Below are 13,950 nucleotides of genomic sequence, written 5' to 3'. Positions count from 1 at the left end.
CAAGCCAGCCCTGCAGAAGGGGAGTTGACATGGCCTTGGAACGAGGCGAGTCGAGCAAGCGACGGGAGCTGTACCTGTTCCTGTTCATCACCGTGGTGCTGTTCCCGTTGCTGTCGGTGATGATCGTCGGCGGCTACGGGTTTGGCGTGTGGATCTGGCAGATGTTCAACGGCCCGCCAACCGCATGAGGCCGGGGAACGTCTTGGCCCCCATCGAGAACCGCTGCCCCGACCGCGGCCGCAGGGCCCTGCTGCACGGCCGCCTGCGCGCGCGCCCGTTGCTGCGTCCGCCGTGGGCGCTTGCCGAGTCCCTGTTCGTCGACGCCTGTACCGGCTGCAATGCCTGCGTGGCCGCGTGCGCGGAGTCGGTGCTGGTGGCCGGCGAGGGCGGGCTGCCCGAGTTCGACCCGGCCCGTGGCGAATGCACCTTTTGCGGCGACTGCGCATCTGCCTGCCGCGAATCGGCGTTCGGCTCGGTGACCGATGTGCCCTGGCTGCTTCGGGCCCGCGTCGGCGACGCCTGCCTCGCCGCGCGCGGCATCGTCTGTTCCAGCTGCCGCGACGCCTGCGGCGAGTCGGCGATCAGCTTCCCGCACACGCGCGCGGTCCCGGTACCGCAGGTGGATACGGACCGTTGCACCGGCTGCGGCGCCTGCGTGCAGGGCTGTCCCACGACCGCAATCAGCCTGGCGCCGCTTGCCGTGGAGATGTCCGTTGAAACCTGATGCAGCCCCCGAATGGCACCTGGCCAGCCTGGTCGTACGCCACCATCCCGAAGCGCTTCCCGCGCTCGCCGAGGCCGTCGCCAGCGCCGACGGCCTTGAACTCGCCCTGCAGGACGACACGCGCAGCGTGCTGGTGCAGGAAAGCGACGGCACCGCCGGCCTGATGGCCAACATCGACCTGCTGCAGGCCCTGCCCGGCGTGGTCACCGTGAACCTTGTCTACCACCACGTCGAGCGGTCGTCGCCGCCCGGCGATGCCCTTGCATCCGATCCACAGGAGTCCGCCGGATGAGCACCACACGCCGCGAGTTCATCCGCACCAGCGCCATCGCCAGCGCCGCCGTCGCCGCCGGACTGCCGGTGCCCGGCGGAGCCGCCGTCGAGACGCTGGCCGAGGGCGACAAGGGTCTCAAATGGAGCAAGGCGCCCTGTCGGTACTGCGGCACCGGCTGCGGCATCAACGTCGCCGTGCGCAACGGCCGCGTGGTCGCAACCCACGGCGACGTCAAGGCCGAGGTCAACCGCGGCCTCAACTGCGTCAAGGGCTACTTCCTGTCGAAGGTGATGTACGGCGCCGACCGCCTGACCACGCCGCTGCTGCGCAAGACCAACGGCGTCTACGACAAGGAAGGCGACTTCACCCCGGTCAGCTGGGACGAGGCCTTCGACGTGATGGAGGAGAAGTTCCGCGCCGTGCTCAAGGCCAAGGGCGGCGAGGGCATCGGCATGTTCGGCTCCGGCCAGTGGACGGTGTGGGAAGGGTATGCGGCCAACAAGCTGATGAAGGCCGGTTTCCGCAGCAACCACATCGATCCCAACGCGCGGCACTGCATGGCGTCCGCGGTCACGGGCTTCATGCGCACCTTCGGCATGGACGAGCCGATGGGCTGCTACGACGACATCGAGGCCGCCGACGCCTTCGTGCTCTGGGGCTCGAACATGGCCGAGATGCACCCGATCCTGTGGACCCGGGTGACCGACCGCCGGCTGTCGAACCCGCACGTCAAGGTGGCGGTGCTGTCGACCTACGAGCACCGCAGCTTCGACCTCGCCGACATCCCGATGGTGTTCAAGCCCCAGACCGACCTGGTGCTCCTGAACTACATCGCCAACCACATCATCCAGTCGGGCAAGGTCAACAAGGATTTCGTCGACAAGCACACCACCTTCAAGCGCGGCAACGACGACATCGGCTACGGCCTGCGCCCGGAGCATCCGCTGCAGATGGCGGCGAAGAACGCCGACGACGCCAATGGCGGCACGGTGATCGACTTCGACGAATTCGCGCGATTCGTCGCGCCGTACACGCTGGACAAGGCCGTGGAGATGAGCGGCGTCGAGCGCGGCTGGCTGGAGAAGCTGGCCGAGCTGTACGCCGACCCGAAGGTCAAGGTGATGTCGTTCTGGACCATGGGCTTCAACCAGCACACGCGCGGCACGTGGGCCAACAACATGGTCTACAACATCCACCTGCTGACGGGGAAGATCGCGACGCCCGGCAACAGCCCGTTTTCGCTGACCGGACAGCCCTCGGCCTGCGGCACCGCGCGCGAGGTCGGCACCTTCAGCCACCGGCTGCCGGCGGACATGGTGGTGACCAATCCCGAACACCGCGCGATGGCCGAGGACATCTGGAAGATCCCGCGCGGGATCATCAAGGAAAAGATCGGCTACCACGCGGTCGAACAGAACCGCGCGCTGAAGGACGGCCTGCTCAACGCCTACTGGGTGCAGGTCAACAACAACATGCAGGCCGGCGCCAACATCCTGGAAGAAGGCTGGCCGGGCTACCGCAATCCCGACAACTTCATCGTCGTGTCCGACGCCTATCCGACGGTCACCTGCCAGGCGGCGGACCTGGTCCTGCCCACGGCGATGTGGGTGGAGAAGGAGGGTGCCTACGGCAACGCCGAACGCCGCACGCATTTCTGGCACCAGCTGGTGGATGCGCCCGGCGAGGCGCGGTCCGACCTGTGGCAGCTGATGGAGTTCTCCAAGCGCTTCACCACCGACGAGTGCTGGCCGGAGGACATCCTGGCCGCCAACCCGGAGTTCCGCGGCAAGTCGCTGTACGACGTGCTGTACCGCAACGGCAAGGTCGACGCGTTCGGCGTGGACGAGATCGAGGAAGGCTATGCCAACGACGAGGCCGAGGCCTTCGGCTTCTATGTGCAGAAGGGCCTGTTCGAGGAGTACGCCGAGTTCGGCCGCGGCCACGCCCATGACCTGGCGCCCTTCGATCGCTACCACCAGGAACGCGGCCTGCGCTGGCCCGTCGTGGACGGCAAGGAAACCCGCTGGCGTTACCGCGAGGGCGCCGATCCCTACGTGAAGCCCGGCACCGGCTTCGAGTTCTACGGCAACCCCGACGGCAAGGCGGTGATCTGGGCGCTGCCCTACGAACCGCCGGCGGAGTCGCCCGACGACGAATACGACATGTGGCTGGTCACCGGCCGCGTGCTCGAGCACTGGCATTCGGGTTCGATGACCATGCGCGTTCCGGAGCTGTACAAGGCGGTACCCTCGGCCGTCGTGTTCATGCATCCCGACGACGCGCGCGCTCGCGGGCTCAAGCGCGGCGATGAGGTGGAAGTGGCCTCGCGCCGCGGTGCGATGCGCACCCGGGTCGAGACCCGCGGCCGCAACCGCATGCCTCGCGGCCTGATCTTCGTGCCCTGGTTCGATGCCGCCCAGTTGATCAACAAGGTCACGCTGGACGCGACCGACCCGATCTCCAAGCAGACCGACTTCAAGAAATGCGCGGCCAAGGTCGTCGCGGTGGGAGCCTGACATGCGCCATCTGCTGAAGCCTGTCCTGTGCCTCATTGCCGGCCTGGTGTTGGCGCTGCCGCTTGCCGCTTGCGGCGACCGCGATGCCGGGCCCGAGATCAAGCCGCCGGCACCGCCGATCAGCGCCCGCGGCAATCCCGCGCAGGAGCTCGACGGGATGCGCCGCCACGTGCCGGTCGACGTCGAGATCACGCCGCTGCCGATGGCACGGGTGGAGAACTTCGACCGCACCCGCGGGCGCGCCTACCCGATGCAGCCGCCGACCATCCCGCATTCGATCGATGGCTACCAGGTCGACCTCAACTCCAACCGCTGCATGCTCTGCCATGCCCGCGGCACGGCAGCGCAGTTCCAGGCGCCGCCGGTCAGCGTCACCCACTACATGGACCGCGACGACCAGTTCCTGGCCGAGGTCTCGCCGCGGCGCTACTTCTGCGTGCAGTGCCACGTGGTGCAGACCGACGCGCAGCCGCTGGTCGCCAACGGCTTCATGGACATCGATGAAGTGCTGCGCTCGGAGCGCGCGCAATGAGGCTGGTCCGGTGCGCGCGCGACATGGTGGCGGGCTTCTGGGGACAGTTCAGCCGACCGGCAAAGCACCTGAGCCTGGGCTTCCTGACGCTCGGCGGCTTCATTGCCGGGATCGTGTTCTGGGGTGGTTTCAATACCGCGCTGGAAGCGACCAATACCGAGGTCTTCTGCGTCAGCTGCCACGAGATGGACAACAACGTCTTCGAGGAGCTGAAGAGCACCATCCACTACACCAACCGCTCCGGCGTGCGCGCGACCTGCCCGGACTGCCACGTGCCGCACGACTGGACCGACAAGATGGGCCGCAAGATGCAGGCCTCGAAGGAGGTCTGGGGCAAGATCTTCCGCACCATCGACACCCGCGAGAAGTTCCTCGACAAGCGCCTGGAGCTGGCCCAGCACGAATGGGCGCGACTGAAGGCCAACGACTCGCTGGAGTGCCGCAACTGCCACGACTACGACTCGATGGACCTGACCCGCCAGGCCAGCCGCGCGGCCTTCATCCATCGCAACTACCTGGCCACGGGCGAAGCGACCTGCATCGACTGCCACAAGGGCATCGCGCACAAGCTGCCCGACATGACAGGCGTGCCGCAGGGCGTGCAGGCCGCCCAGTCCCTGCCATCCCCCCACTGACCGCGACCACCTGTGGGAGCGGCTATAGCCGCGAAGTGACAACCCGTGGGAGCGGCTATAGCCGCGATGGGAGCGGCGGCGAAGGCGATCGCGGCTCTAGCCGCTCCCACAGGTGGCGGCATGCGAACATGGGCGCATGACTGAAGACCGCATCATCGGCCCCGGCGCCACCCGCGAAGACGCCGCCATCGAGGCCTCGATCCGGCCCCAGCGGCTGGACGATTACCTGGGCCAGCAGCCGGTGCGCGAGCAGCTGTCGATCTACATCGAGGCGGCCAAGCGCCGCGGCGAGGCGATGGACCACGTGCTCATCTTCGGCCCCCCGGGCCTGGGCAAGACCACGCTCTCCCACGTCATCGCCAACGAGCTCGGCGTCAACCTGCGCACGACCTCGGGCCCGGTGATCGAGAAGGCCGGCGACCTGGCGGCGCTGCTCACCAACCTGCAGCCGCACGACGTGCTCTTCATCGACGAGATCCACCGTCTTTCGCCGGTCGTGGAAGAGGTGCTGTACCCGGCGATGGAGGACTTCCAGATCGACATCATGATCGGCGAGGGCCCGGCCGCACGCTCGATCAAGCTCGACCTGCCGCCGTTCACGCTGATCGGAGCCACCACCCGCGCGGGCCTGCTGACCGCGCCGCTACGCGACCGCTTCGGCATCGTCCAGCGGCTGGAGTTCTACAGCGCCGAAGAATTGACCCGGATCGTGCGGCGCTCGGCGCAGATCCTCGGCATCGACTGCGTACCCGAGGGCGCCGACGAGATCGCGCGCCGCGCCCGCGGCACCCCGCGCATCGCAAACCGCCTGCTGCGCCGGGTACGCGACTACGCCCAGGTGCGCGCGGAGGGCCGCATCGACAGCGACGTGGCCGCCGCGGCGATGCAGATGCTGAAGGTCGATCCGGAAGGCTTCGACGACCTCGACCGGCGCCTGCTCAACCTGATCATCGAGAACTTCGACGGCGGCCCGGTGGGCGTGGAGTCGCTGGCCGCGGCGCTGAGCGAGGAGCGCGGCACGCTCGAGGACGTGATCGAGCCCTACCTGATCCAGCAGGGTTTCCTGGTGCGCACCGCGCGCGGGCGCATGGCCACCAACAAGGCCTGGCGCCACTTGGGGCTGCAGCCGCGCGGATCCGCCGCGGACGCCCTGTTCTGAACACAACCACCCTGCATCCAGCCGCCTTGAGCACCTCGTAATGCCTTTGTTCAGCCTTCCGACCCGCGTCTACTGGGAAGATACCGACGCCGGTGGCGTGGTCTACCACGCCCGGTACGTGGCTTTTCTCGAACGCGCGCGCAGCGAATGGATGCGCAGCCTCGGCTACGGGCAGCAGGCCCTGATCGACGGGCTCGACCTGGTGTTCGCGGTTCGCGACATGCAGCTCGACTTCCGCCGGCCTGCACGCCTGGACGACGCGCTCGAGGTCACCGTGGCGCTGGCGCGCGTGCGTCGGGTCAGCCTGGAGTTCGTGCAGGAGGTCCTGCATGGCGGCGACGTGCTGGCCTCGGCGCGGGTCCGGGTGGCGGCGCTGGATACCCGCAGCTTCCGGCCGCGCGCGCTGCCCGACGTGCTGTACGGACAACTCAAATCCCTGGAATCGAACGTGGAGCAACATCGATGAGTGCAACGGCCATCCTGATGCAGGTGAGCAGCGTGGAACCCTTGCCCGAGGACGCGCCGGCGGACGCCGTCGCCCTGGCCGCCGATGCCGCGAACCAGGCCGCCGCGGCGCCGGTGACCGGCGGCGAACTCGACCTCCTGCACCTGGTCCTGCACGCATCGCTGCCGGTGCAGTTGGTGATGCTGTTGCTGTTGTTCGCCTCGATCGCCTCGTGGGTGATCATCTTCCGCAAGAAGCGCATGCTCGACCGTGCCGAGAAGGAAGCCGACCGCTTCGAGGAGCGTTTCTGGTCCGGCGCCGACCTCGGCAAGCTCTACGTCGCCGCGAGCGAGCGCAACCGCGACGTCGAAGGCCTGGAGTCGATCTTCGAGGCCGGCTTCCGCGAATACAGCCGCGGCCGCCAGCGTCGCGGCGGCGATGGCCGGGCCCAGCTCGAGGGCGCACAGCGCGGCATGCGCGTCGCCAGCTCGCGCGAACTTGACGGTCTGGAGCACAACCTCGAATTCCTCGCCAACGTCGGCTCGATCGCGCCCTACGTGGGCCTGCTGGGCACCGTGTGGGGAATCATGATCGCCTTCCAGGGCCTGGCGAACGTCAAGCAGGCCACCATCGCCAGCGTCGCTCCCGGTATTTCCGAAGCGCTGATCGCGACCGCCATGGGCCTGTTCGCGGCGATCCCGGCGGTGTGGGCCTACAACCGCTTCGCGACCAAGGTCGAGCGCGTGGCCGGCCGCTATGACGCCTTCTCCGAGGAGTTCTCCTCGATCCTGGAGCGCCAGTCCTCGGCCGGCGAGGACTGATCCATGGCCGTGCGTACCCGTCGCGGCAAGCGCCGCCAGCTGAAGAACGAGATCAACGTCGTGCCCTACATCGACGTGATGCTCGTGCTGCTGATCATCTTCATGGTGACCGCGCCGCTGATGAACCTCGGTACCGACATCAACCTCCCGGACTCCAACGCGCGTTCGCTGGAGGCCCCCGAGGATCCGCTGGTGATCAGCGTGTATGCCGATGGCGCCCTGGCGCTGATGATGGAGGGGGACAACCAGTCGGTGACGCGGAACGACCTGCTGGTCCGCCTGCGCGCGATCAACAACCAGAACCCGGGCGCGGCCGTGCTCATCAACGGCGATGGCGCCGCCAGCTACCAGCAGATCATGCGCGCGCTGGATGCGGTCAACGAAGCCGGCATCACGCGCGTCAGCCTGATCAGCAGGCCGGTCGAGGCGGGCCGCTAGATGCGCGACAGCCGCGCCGATACCGCGCAAGCCGTGGTGCTGGCCCTGCTGCTCCACATCGCGCTGATCGCGCTGATGTTCGTGGGCATGTGGTGGACGCGGAGCGCGACTCCGCCCTCGGCCGCCGGTTCGCCGATCAGCGCCGAGCTCGTGGACGCCAGCAGCCTGTCGGCGTCGATGCGGCGCAGCCTGAGCGAGCGTCCCGAGCCGTTGCCGCCCACGCCTGAACCTGCTCCCGAACCCGACCCCCAGCCCGAAGTGGTGGAAGAGGCGGCGCCCGAGCCGCAGCCGATCCCGGTGCCATTGCCGGAAGACGCGCCGATCGAGCCGCAGCCGACGCCCCAGGTGCAGGTGTCCGAGCCCGACGTGGTCGAGCAGGACGAAGCGCGTCGCGACGCCATCGCGCGCGAAACCGCCGAGCGGGAGCAGGAAGAGCGCCGCCGCCAGGAGCAGATCGACCTCACCGAGCGCAAGCGGCAGGAGGAGGCCGAGCAGAAGCGTCGCCAGACCGAACAGAAACTCGCCGACCTGCGCCGGGCGCAGGAGCAGGCGCGGCGCGAGGCGGAGGAAGCCGAGCGCCGCCTCGAAAGGATCGCGCAGAGCAGGGCAGAGGAGGCTTCCGACCAGGCCACCGGCGCGCCTCCGCCGCCGGGCAACGCCGGCACGGATGACGGCCTGTCCACCCGCTACGCGTCCGCGATCCAGGAAGCGATCCTGCGCAACTGGACCCGTCCCGACAACGTGCCGCTGGGGCAGCAGTGCCGGATGACGATCACCCAGGTGCGCGGGGGCACGGTGGTGAAGGTCGAGTTCTCGGCCTCATGCCCGTACGACGATCTTGGCCGCCGGTCGGTGGAAGCGGCGGTGCGCAAGGCCGAGCCGCTGCCCTATGCCGGCTTCGAAAGCGTGTTCAACCGCACCTTGAACCTGAATTTCAGGGCCGAGGACCGTTGACGCCCGCCCTCCGGGGGCCGCGTCGGGCGACCGGTCGCGGTTTGGGAAACCATTCATCCTTGTGAGCACCTTCACGGCCATCCTGTCACCCTTGCAGAGTCCACCCCCGGAGCCCGGTATGACCCGAATCCAACGCCGGTTGGCGACCACGCGCGCGTGGCTCATCGCCTGCCTTGCACTGCTTCTTCCGTTTGCCGCCAGCGCGCAGCAGGGCGGCCTCGAGATCGACATCGTCGGTGGCAATGCCCAGGCACTGCCGATCGCGGTGGTGCCCATGCCCTACCAGGGCAGCGGCGTGGCCCCGGAGACCGACGTGGCCCGCGTGGTGCGCGAGGACCTCGCGCGTTCCGGCCAGTTCCGTGGCCTGCCCGAGCAGGACATGGTCGAGCGGCCCACCCGCGGCGGCGAGGTCAACTACGCCACCTGGCGGATGCTCAAGCAGGAATTCCTCGTGGTCGGCCGCGTGGTCGACGCCGGGGGCGGTGCCTACCGCGTGGAGTACGAGCTGTTCGACGTTGCCAAGCAGGAGCGCATGCTCGGCGTCGCCATGACCGGTCGCGCCAACGCCATGCGCGACGTCGGCCACCAGATCGCCGACGCGATCTACGAAAAGATCCTGGGCGTGCGCGGCGCGTTCTGGACCCGCATCGCCTATGTCACCTCGACCGGCACCGGCGAGAACATCAACTACGCGCTGATGGTCGCCGACGCCGACGGCCACAACCCGCAAGTGGTGGTGCGTTCGACCGAGCCGCTGATGTCGCCCGACTGGAGCCCGGACGGCCGCAAGCTGGCCTACGTCTCCTTCGAGCACAACAGCAATTCCGCGATCTACATCCAGGACCTCGGCACCGGCGCCCGCGAGCGCGTGGCCAGCTTCCGCGGCATCAACAGTTCGCCGGCGTACTCGCCTGATGGCAGCAAGCTGGCGCTGACCCTGTCGCGCAGCGGCAGCCCCGAGATCTACGTGATGGACCTCGGCAGCAAGGCCCTGACCCAGCTGACCAGCCAGATCGGCATCGATACCGAGCCGGTGTGGAGCGCCGATGGCCGCAGCATCTACTTCACCTCCGATCGCGGCGGGCGGCCCCAGGTCTACCAGGTGCCGGCCACCGGCGGCAGCGCCACGCGGGTGACGTTCCAGGGGACGTACAACGCCAGTCCGACGGTGTCGTTCGACGACACGAAGATCGCCGTGGCACAAGGTTCAGGAAACGTATACCGTATTGCATTGCTGGACCGCAGCCTCGGGACACCGCGCTGGTCCACGTTGTCGCCGGGGTCGCTCGACGAGTCGCCGAGCTTCGCCCCGAACGCCAGCATGGTCCTGTACGCGGGCAGGGAGGGCACCAGGGGAGTCCTGTATGCCGTTTCCGCCGACGGGCGCGTCCGCCAGCGGCTGGTCCTTGCCGACGGCAACGTCCGCGAGCCGGCCTGGGGGCCCTATCGCGAACGATGACGCCGCGTGCACGGCCGATACAGCAATGTGAATTCACTGTGCCAAACCCTGCATAAGGATCGACGAGATGAATACCCCTGTTCGCGTACTGCTCACGGCTCTGCTCTGCACCGCCGCCCTTGCCTGCTCCAAGAAGGTCAAGGAAGAGGCACCGGTCGACACCACCCCGACCACCCCCACCACCACGCAGCCAGCCACGACCCCGGGCGCCTACGGCCCCGAGGACCTGGACAGCGACGCGTGCCTGCGCCAGCGCACGATCTACTTCGACTTCGACCAGGAGTCGGTGCGTCCGGAGTTCCAGGCCGCGATGGCCTGCCACGCCAAGTACCTGCGTGACCGCCCCTCGGCCCGCATCACCCTCGAAGGCCACGCCGACGAGCGCGGCAGCCGCGACTACAACCTGGGCCTCGGCGAGCGTCGCGGCAACGGCGTGTCGTCCGCGCTGCAGGCCAACGGTGGTTCGGCCGGCCAGCAGACGGTGACCAGCTACGGCGAAGAGCGCCCGACCTGCACCGCCTCGAGCGAGGATTGCTGGGCGCAGAACCGTCGCGTCGAGATCACCTACACCGCCCGCTGATCCGGCGATGTAAGCAGCACGTCGGCAGCTGGCGGGGAACCCCGCCAGCTGCCGATTGTCTTTCCAGTGTCCGAAAACCGATGCCCACGCCATGACCCGCAGCCATTTCCTGACCAGTCTCGTCTTCGCTACCGCCATGTCGGCCGCCCTGGTGGCCCCGCCGGCCGCTGCCCAGCGCGCCAGCCTGGGAGAGCGCGTGGCCGCGCTCGAGGCGCAGGCCTCGAACAACCAGGGCAACATCGACCTCCTCAACCAGATCACCGCGCTGCGCGAAGAGCTTCGCGCCCTGCGTGGCCAGGTCGAGGAGCTCCAGCAGCAGAACAGCACGCTGGAAACCACCATCCGCAACCAGTACCTCGACGCCGATGACCGCCTGAACAGGCTGGAAAGCGGCGGCGCGGTGGATCCCGGCGCCCAGGCGGCCGGCGCGGCCCCCGCGGCTGCGCCCGCAGGTGCAGCCCCGGCACCGACGCGTCCCGCGCCTGCCGAAAGCGCCCCGATCGTCTTCGGCGATGCGGGCCTGCTGGCCAACACCGCCGACGAGCGCGGCGCCTACGAAGCCGCCTTTGCCGCGCTTCGCGCCGGCCAGTACGCGGAAGCGGCCGGCCTCTTCAGCGAGTTCCTGCGCCTGTACCCCACGGGTTCCTACGCGCCCAACGCCACGTACTGGCTGGGCGAGAGCTACTACGTTACCCAGGATTACGCCGCCGCGCAGGCGCAGTTCCAGGCCATCCTCCAGCGCTGGCCCACCCACGACAAGGCGCCGGGCGCGCTGCTGAAGGTCGGCCTGTCGCAGTACGGGCAGCGCGACCTGGTCGCCGCCGAGGCCACGCTGGCCCGCGTCACCGAGCAGTACCCGGGCACCGACGCCGCCCGTACCGCCGACGACCGCCTGCGCTCGATCCAGCTCAACAGCCTGCGCTGAACCGGCGCCCGCGCAGCGGGCCGGCACGGGACGCGCGTTACAATAAACGCCATGGATACCCCCACCGTCGGGTCCGGCGCGGCGCCTGCCGCGGCCCCGGACCGGCTTCGCATCACCGAGATTTTCCTGTCGCTCCAGGGTGAGGCGCGCGACGCCGGCTGGCCGACGGTCTTCGTCCGCCTGACCGGATGCCCGCTGCGCTGCCGCTATTGCGACACGGCCTATGCCTTCCACGGCGGTGAGTGGCATGACGTCGATGCCGTCCTCGAGCAGGTGGCCGGCCACGGCGTACGCCATGTCTGCGTGACCGGCGGCGAGCCGCTGGCGCAGAAGCGCTGCATCGGCCTGCTGCGCCGGCTGTGCGACGCCGGCTACGCGGTATCGCTGGAGACGTCGGGCGCGCTGGACATCGGCGAGGTCGACCCCCGCGTCTCGCGCGTACTGGACATCAAGACACCGGGTTCCGGGGAGGACGCGCGGAACCTCTGGAGCAACATCGCGCTGCTGACGCCACACGACCAGGTGAAGTTCGTGATCTGCAGCCGGGTGGACTACGAGTGGGCGCGCGGCGTGGTAACCGAACATACGATCGCGGAGCGCTGCGACGTGCTGTTTTCGCCCAGCAAGTCCGAGATCGATGCGCGCGAGCTGGCCGACTGGATCGTGGCCGACCGGCTGCCGGTGCGCTTCCAGATGCAGCTGCACAAGATTCTCTGGAACGATGAACCGGGTCGCTGAGTGCCCGTTGACGCAATACACGCAGGAGCCAAACGCTTTGAAGAACGCAGTCGTCCTCGTCTCCGGCGGCATGGATTCCGCCGTCGTCCTGGCCATCGCGCGCGAGCAGGGGTTCTCCGTGCATGCGCTGAGCGTGGCCTACGGCCAGCGGCACACGTCCGAACTCGACGCGGCGGCGGTGCTCGCGGCGGAGGGGGGCGCGGCCGCGCACAAGGTGGTGGGCGTGGACCTGCGTGCAATCGGCGGATCGGCCCTGACCGCGGACATCGACGTGCCCGAGCCCGGCAGTGCCGGCGTGCCGGTGACCTACGTGCCGGCGCGCAACACCATCATGCTGTCGATCGCGCTGGGTTGGGCCGAGGTGCTGGGCGCGGCGGACATCTTCTGCGGCGTCAACGCGGTGGACTATTCCGGCTATCCGGACTGTCGTCCGGAGTTCATCGACGCTTTCGAGCGACTGGCCAACCTCGCGACCAAAGCCGGCGTGGACGGTGCGGGCATCCGCGTGCACGCGCCGCTGCAGCACATGTCGAAGGCGGACATTGTCCGCGAGGGCCTGCGCCTGGGCGTGGACTTCGCGCAGACGGTGTCGTGTTACAGCGCCGATGCCGAAGGCCGTGCCTGCCGGCATTGCGATGCCTGCGCGCTGCGCGCCGAAGGATTCTCGGCCGCCGGCGTGGCCGATCCCACGCGCTACGTCGACTGAGGATCGCGGCCGCCACCCTCCCCGGGCACGGGTGCCGGAGCGGAGCGGCTGGTGGTGCCGTCGCGGCGGTGGAGGCAGGCCGGCTCGTCCGTGGCTCGGCGCAGGCGGCGCAGCGGATCGATCTCCAGGCCGATGCGGAGCGAACGGCCGATGCGCGTTGCGGTCTCGAACACGTGGCGGGCCTGGGCCCGGGGCAGCACCTCGCGCGCGGTCGCGTCCCAGAGCGCGAGCCAGCGCGCGAAGTGCTGGTCGTCCACGCCCAGCGGCCGGTGCGCCGCCATCGGATTGCCGCGATAGCTCCCGGCGCGCAGCAGCACCGAGCACCAGAAGCGCACCAGCGTGTCGAGGTGATCGTTCCAGTCCTCGACGGCCGCTTCGAAGACCGGGCCCAGCAGCCAGTCGGTGCGGGCGCGGGCGTAGAAGGCGTGGACCAGCAGGCTGATGCCGGCTTCATCGGGCAGGTGTGCCAGGTCGGCGGTCACCGGGGGCTGGGAGTCGGAAGGGGCCATGCGCCCAGTATCGGCCGGTGTCGCTGCATGCAGCCTTGATCCGGGTCACGCGCTGCGGCCGTGGGTCCGCCGTGACATAATTCGCGGTCTCGTGGGGCCGTTAGCTCAGTCGGTAGAGCATCGGACTTTTAATCCGCTGGTCGATGGTTCGAATCCATCACGGCCCACCAGTCCCGGCCGCGGGCAAGGCCTCGACGTTTTCCGCCATCTTTGCGCGCTCGGCGAAGCCGAGGATCAGCGCCACCACCGCCATGGCGTACATCGCCCACAGCCTGCGCCCGCCCACCATTGCCACGAACAGCCGCATCACCGGGATGGGCTGTTCGCAGGTGTGCGCCGAGAGGCCGTTGCCGGCCCCCCGCGAAGCAGCAGGGCGTGCTGGTCCGGAGTGATGGTCAATCTACTCGAGGTCGACGAATGACGCACTGCGTCAATCCCGGACCGGAAATGTTAATATGAATGCGACTCGGCTGGCTTGCGCACCTTGATGCCAAGGTCCTCCAGCGGTTCGTGATTGTGAGTGGCTGCCGCAAAA

General features: G+C 68.7%; 18 protein-coding genes and 1 tRNA gene. 17 read left to right on the top strand and 2 right to left on the bottom strand.

Going from position 1 to position 13,950, the window contains the following annotated elements; all coding sequences use genetic code 11:
* Nucleotides 1-29: 29 nt before the first annotated feature.
* From napE to queC, 16 genes are all read left to right on the top strand, one after another.
* The gene (gene napE, locus ACW5F0_RS05565) at nucleotides 30-188 is read left to right on the top strand and encodes a periplasmic nitrate reductase, NapE protein (RefSeq protein ID WP_456965087.1); all 159 of its coding nucleotides are present in this window, start codon (nucleotides 30-32) and stop codon (nucleotides 186-188) included.
* Nucleotides 189-202: 14 nt separating this feature from the next.
* Nucleotides 203-724 (top strand): ferredoxin-type protein NapF, encoded by a 522-nt coding sequence (gene napF / locus ACW5F0_RS05560; protein WP_456965088.1) that lies wholly within the window; start codon nucleotides 203-205, stop codon nucleotides 722-724.
* Entirely contained in the window at nucleotides 714-1,016 is a 303-nt protein-coding gene (locus ACW5F0_RS05555) for a chaperone NapD (protein WP_456965089.1), read from the top strand. Before napF ends, ACW5F0_RS05555 begins: the two co-directional genes overlap by 11 nt.
* Nucleotides 1,013-3,514: a periplasmic nitrate reductase subunit alpha gene (gene napA, locus ACW5F0_RS05550; protein ID WP_456965090.1), complete on the top strand. Its 2,502-nt coding sequence runs from the start codon at nucleotides 1,013-1,015 to the stop codon at nucleotides 3,512-3,514. The genes ACW5F0_RS05555 and napA overlap by 4 nt, the downstream gene beginning before the upstream one ends.
* A gap of 1 nt (nucleotide 3,515) precedes the next feature.
* Nucleotides 3,516-4,046: a nitrate reductase cytochrome c-type subunit gene (locus ACW5F0_RS05545; RefSeq protein WP_456965091.1), complete on the top strand. Its 531-nt coding sequence runs from the start codon at nucleotides 3,516-3,518 to the stop codon at nucleotides 4,044-4,046.
* Nucleotides 4,043-4,681: a cytochrome c3 family protein gene (locus ACW5F0_RS05540; RefSeq protein WP_456965092.1), complete on the top strand. Its 639-nt coding sequence runs from the start codon at nucleotides 4,043-4,045 to the stop codon at nucleotides 4,679-4,681. The genes ACW5F0_RS05545 and ACW5F0_RS05540 overlap by 4 nt, the downstream gene beginning before the upstream one ends.
* A gap of 136 nt (nucleotides 4,682-4,817) precedes the next feature.
* On the top strand, nucleotides 4,818-5,840 hold the full coding sequence (gene ruvB / locus ACW5F0_RS05535; RefSeq protein WP_456965094.1) for a Holliday junction branch migration DNA helicase RuvB: 1,023 nt from the start codon (nucleotides 4,818-4,820) through the stop codon (nucleotides 5,838-5,840).
* 40 nt (nucleotides 5,841-5,880) lie between these two features.
* Entirely contained in the window at nucleotides 5,881-6,306 is a 426-nt protein-coding gene (gene ybgC / locus ACW5F0_RS05530; RefSeq protein WP_456965095.1) for a tol-pal system-associated acyl-CoA thioesterase, read from the top strand.
* Complete coding sequence (tolQ, locus tag ACW5F0_RS05525) at nucleotides 6,303-7,106, top strand: protein TolQ (RefSeq protein WP_456999239.1); 804 nt, start codon at nucleotides 6,303-6,305, stop codon at nucleotides 7,104-7,106. The genes ybgC and tolQ overlap by 4 nt, the downstream gene beginning before the upstream one ends.
* A gap of 3 nt (nucleotides 7,107-7,109) precedes the next feature.
* Nucleotides 7,110-7,544 (top strand): protein TolR, encoded by a 435-nt coding sequence (gene tolR, locus ACW5F0_RS05520; RefSeq protein ID WP_456999238.1) that lies wholly within the window; start codon nucleotides 7,110-7,112, stop codon nucleotides 7,542-7,544.
* Entirely contained in the window at nucleotides 7,545-8,498 is a 954-nt protein-coding gene (locus tag ACW5F0_RS05515; RefSeq protein WP_456999237.1) for a TonB C-terminal domain-containing protein, read from the top strand.
* Nucleotides 8,499-8,616: 118 nt separating this feature from the next.
* Nucleotides 8,617-9,957, top strand: coding sequence for a Tol-Pal system beta propeller repeat protein TolB (tolB, locus tag ACW5F0_RS05510; RefSeq protein ID WP_456965099.1), 1,341 nt, complete (start codon nucleotides 8,617-8,619; stop codon nucleotides 9,955-9,957).
* 67 nt (nucleotides 9,958-10,024) lie between these two features.
* Entirely contained in the window at nucleotides 10,025-10,537 is a 513-nt protein-coding gene (pal, locus tag ACW5F0_RS05505; RefSeq protein ID WP_456965100.1) for a peptidoglycan-associated lipoprotein Pal, read from the top strand.
* Between the two features lie 91 nt (nucleotides 10,538-10,628).
* Nucleotides 10,629-11,462, top strand: a complete 834-nt coding sequence (ybgF, locus tag ACW5F0_RS05500) for a tol-pal system protein YbgF (protein ID WP_456999236.1) — start codon at nucleotides 10,629-10,631, stop codon at nucleotides 11,460-11,462.
* Between the two features lie 51 nt (nucleotides 11,463-11,513).
* Nucleotides 11,514-12,200: a 7-carboxy-7-deazaguanine synthase QueE gene (gene queE / locus ACW5F0_RS05495; RefSeq protein WP_456965102.1), complete on the top strand. Its 687-nt coding sequence runs from the start codon at nucleotides 11,514-11,516 to the stop codon at nucleotides 12,198-12,200.
* 37 nt (nucleotides 12,201-12,237) lie between these two features.
* On the top strand, nucleotides 12,238-12,906 hold the full coding sequence (queC, locus tag ACW5F0_RS05490; protein ID WP_456965104.1) for a 7-cyano-7-deazaguanine synthase QueC: 669 nt from the start codon (nucleotides 12,238-12,240) through the stop codon (nucleotides 12,904-12,906).
* On the opposite strand, the gene ACW5F0_RS05485 is transcribed toward queC, so the two are convergent.
* The gene (locus ACW5F0_RS05485) at nucleotides 12,894-13,415 is read right to left on the bottom strand and encodes a group III truncated hemoglobin (RefSeq protein ID WP_456999234.1); all 522 of its coding nucleotides are present in this window, start codon (nucleotides 13,413-13,415) and stop codon (nucleotides 12,894-12,896) included. The two genes, queC and ACW5F0_RS05485, sit on opposite strands and share 13 nt — an antisense overlap.
* A gap of 94 nt (nucleotides 13,416-13,509) precedes the next feature.
* Between ACW5F0_RS05485 and ACW5F0_RS05480 the strand changes: the two genes are divergently transcribed.
* Nucleotides 13,510-13,585: transfer RNA gene (locus ACW5F0_RS05480), tRNA-Lys, on the top strand.
* Here ACW5F0_RS05480 and ACW5F0_RS05475 read toward each other — a convergent pair.
* Nucleotides 13,573-13,725, bottom strand: coding sequence for a hypothetical protein (locus ACW5F0_RS05475; protein ID WP_456999232.1), 153 nt, complete (start codon nucleotides 13,723-13,725; stop codon nucleotides 13,573-13,575). The two genes, ACW5F0_RS05480 and ACW5F0_RS05475, sit on opposite strands and share 13 nt — an antisense overlap.
* Between the last annotated feature and the right edge of the window lie 225 nt (nucleotides 13,726-13,950).

It is taken from the genome of Luteimonas sp. A534, assembly GCF_054072805.1.
This window is presented reverse-complemented; position numbering and strand designations above follow the sequence as displayed.

Excerpts from the sequence above, each read along its gene's own strand:
- napE (WP_456965087.1), top strand. The coding sequence starts at position 30 with ATGGCCTTGGAACGAGGCGAGTCGAGCAAGCGACGGGAGCTGTACCTG.
- tolB (WP_456965099.1), top strand. The coding sequence starts at position 8,617 with ATGACCCGAATCCAACGCCGGTTGGCGACCACGCGCGCGTGGCTCATC.
- queE (WP_456965102.1), top strand. The coding sequence starts at position 11,514 with ATGGATACCCCCACCGTCGGGTCCGGCGCGGCGCCTGCCGCGGCCCCG.
- tolQ (WP_456999239.1), top strand. The coding sequence starts at position 6,303 with ATGAGTGCAACGGCCATCCTGATGCAGGTGAGCAGCGTGGAACCCTTG.
- ACW5F0_RS05515 (WP_456999237.1), top strand. The coding sequence starts at position 7,545 with ATGCGCGACAGCCGCGCCGATACCGCGCAAGCCGTGGTGCTGGCCCTG.
- ACW5F0_RS05485 (WP_456999234.1), bottom strand. The coding sequence starts at position 13,415 with ATGGCCCCTTCCGACTCCCAGCCCCCGGTGACCGCCGACCTGGCACAC.
- tolR (WP_456999238.1), top strand. The coding sequence starts at position 7,110 with ATGGCCGTGCGTACCCGTCGCGGCAAGCGCCGCCAGCTGAAGAACGAG.
- pal (WP_456965100.1), top strand. The coding sequence starts at position 10,025 with ATGAATACCCCTGTTCGCGTACTGCTCACGGCTCTGCTCTGCACCGCC.
- ACW5F0_RS05540 (WP_456965092.1), top strand. The coding sequence starts at position 4,043 with ATGAGGCTGGTCCGGTGCGCGCGCGACATGGTGGCGGGCTTCTGGGGA.
- napA (WP_456965090.1), top strand. The coding sequence starts at position 1,013 with ATGAGCACCACACGCCGCGAGTTCATCCGCACCAGCGCCATCGCCAGC.
- ruvB (WP_456965094.1), top strand. The coding sequence starts at position 4,818 with ATGACTGAAGACCGCATCATCGGCCCCGGCGCCACCCGCGAAGACGCC.
- ybgC (WP_456965095.1), top strand. The coding sequence starts at position 5,881 with ATGCCTTTGTTCAGCCTTCCGACCCGCGTCTACTGGGAAGATACCGAC.
- ACW5F0_RS05545 (WP_456965091.1), top strand. The coding sequence starts at position 3,516 with ATGCGCCATCTGCTGAAGCCTGTCCTGTGCCTCATTGCCGGCCTGGTG.
- ybgF (WP_456999236.1), top strand. The coding sequence starts at position 10,629 with ATGACCCGCAGCCATTTCCTGACCAGTCTCGTCTTCGCTACCGCCATG.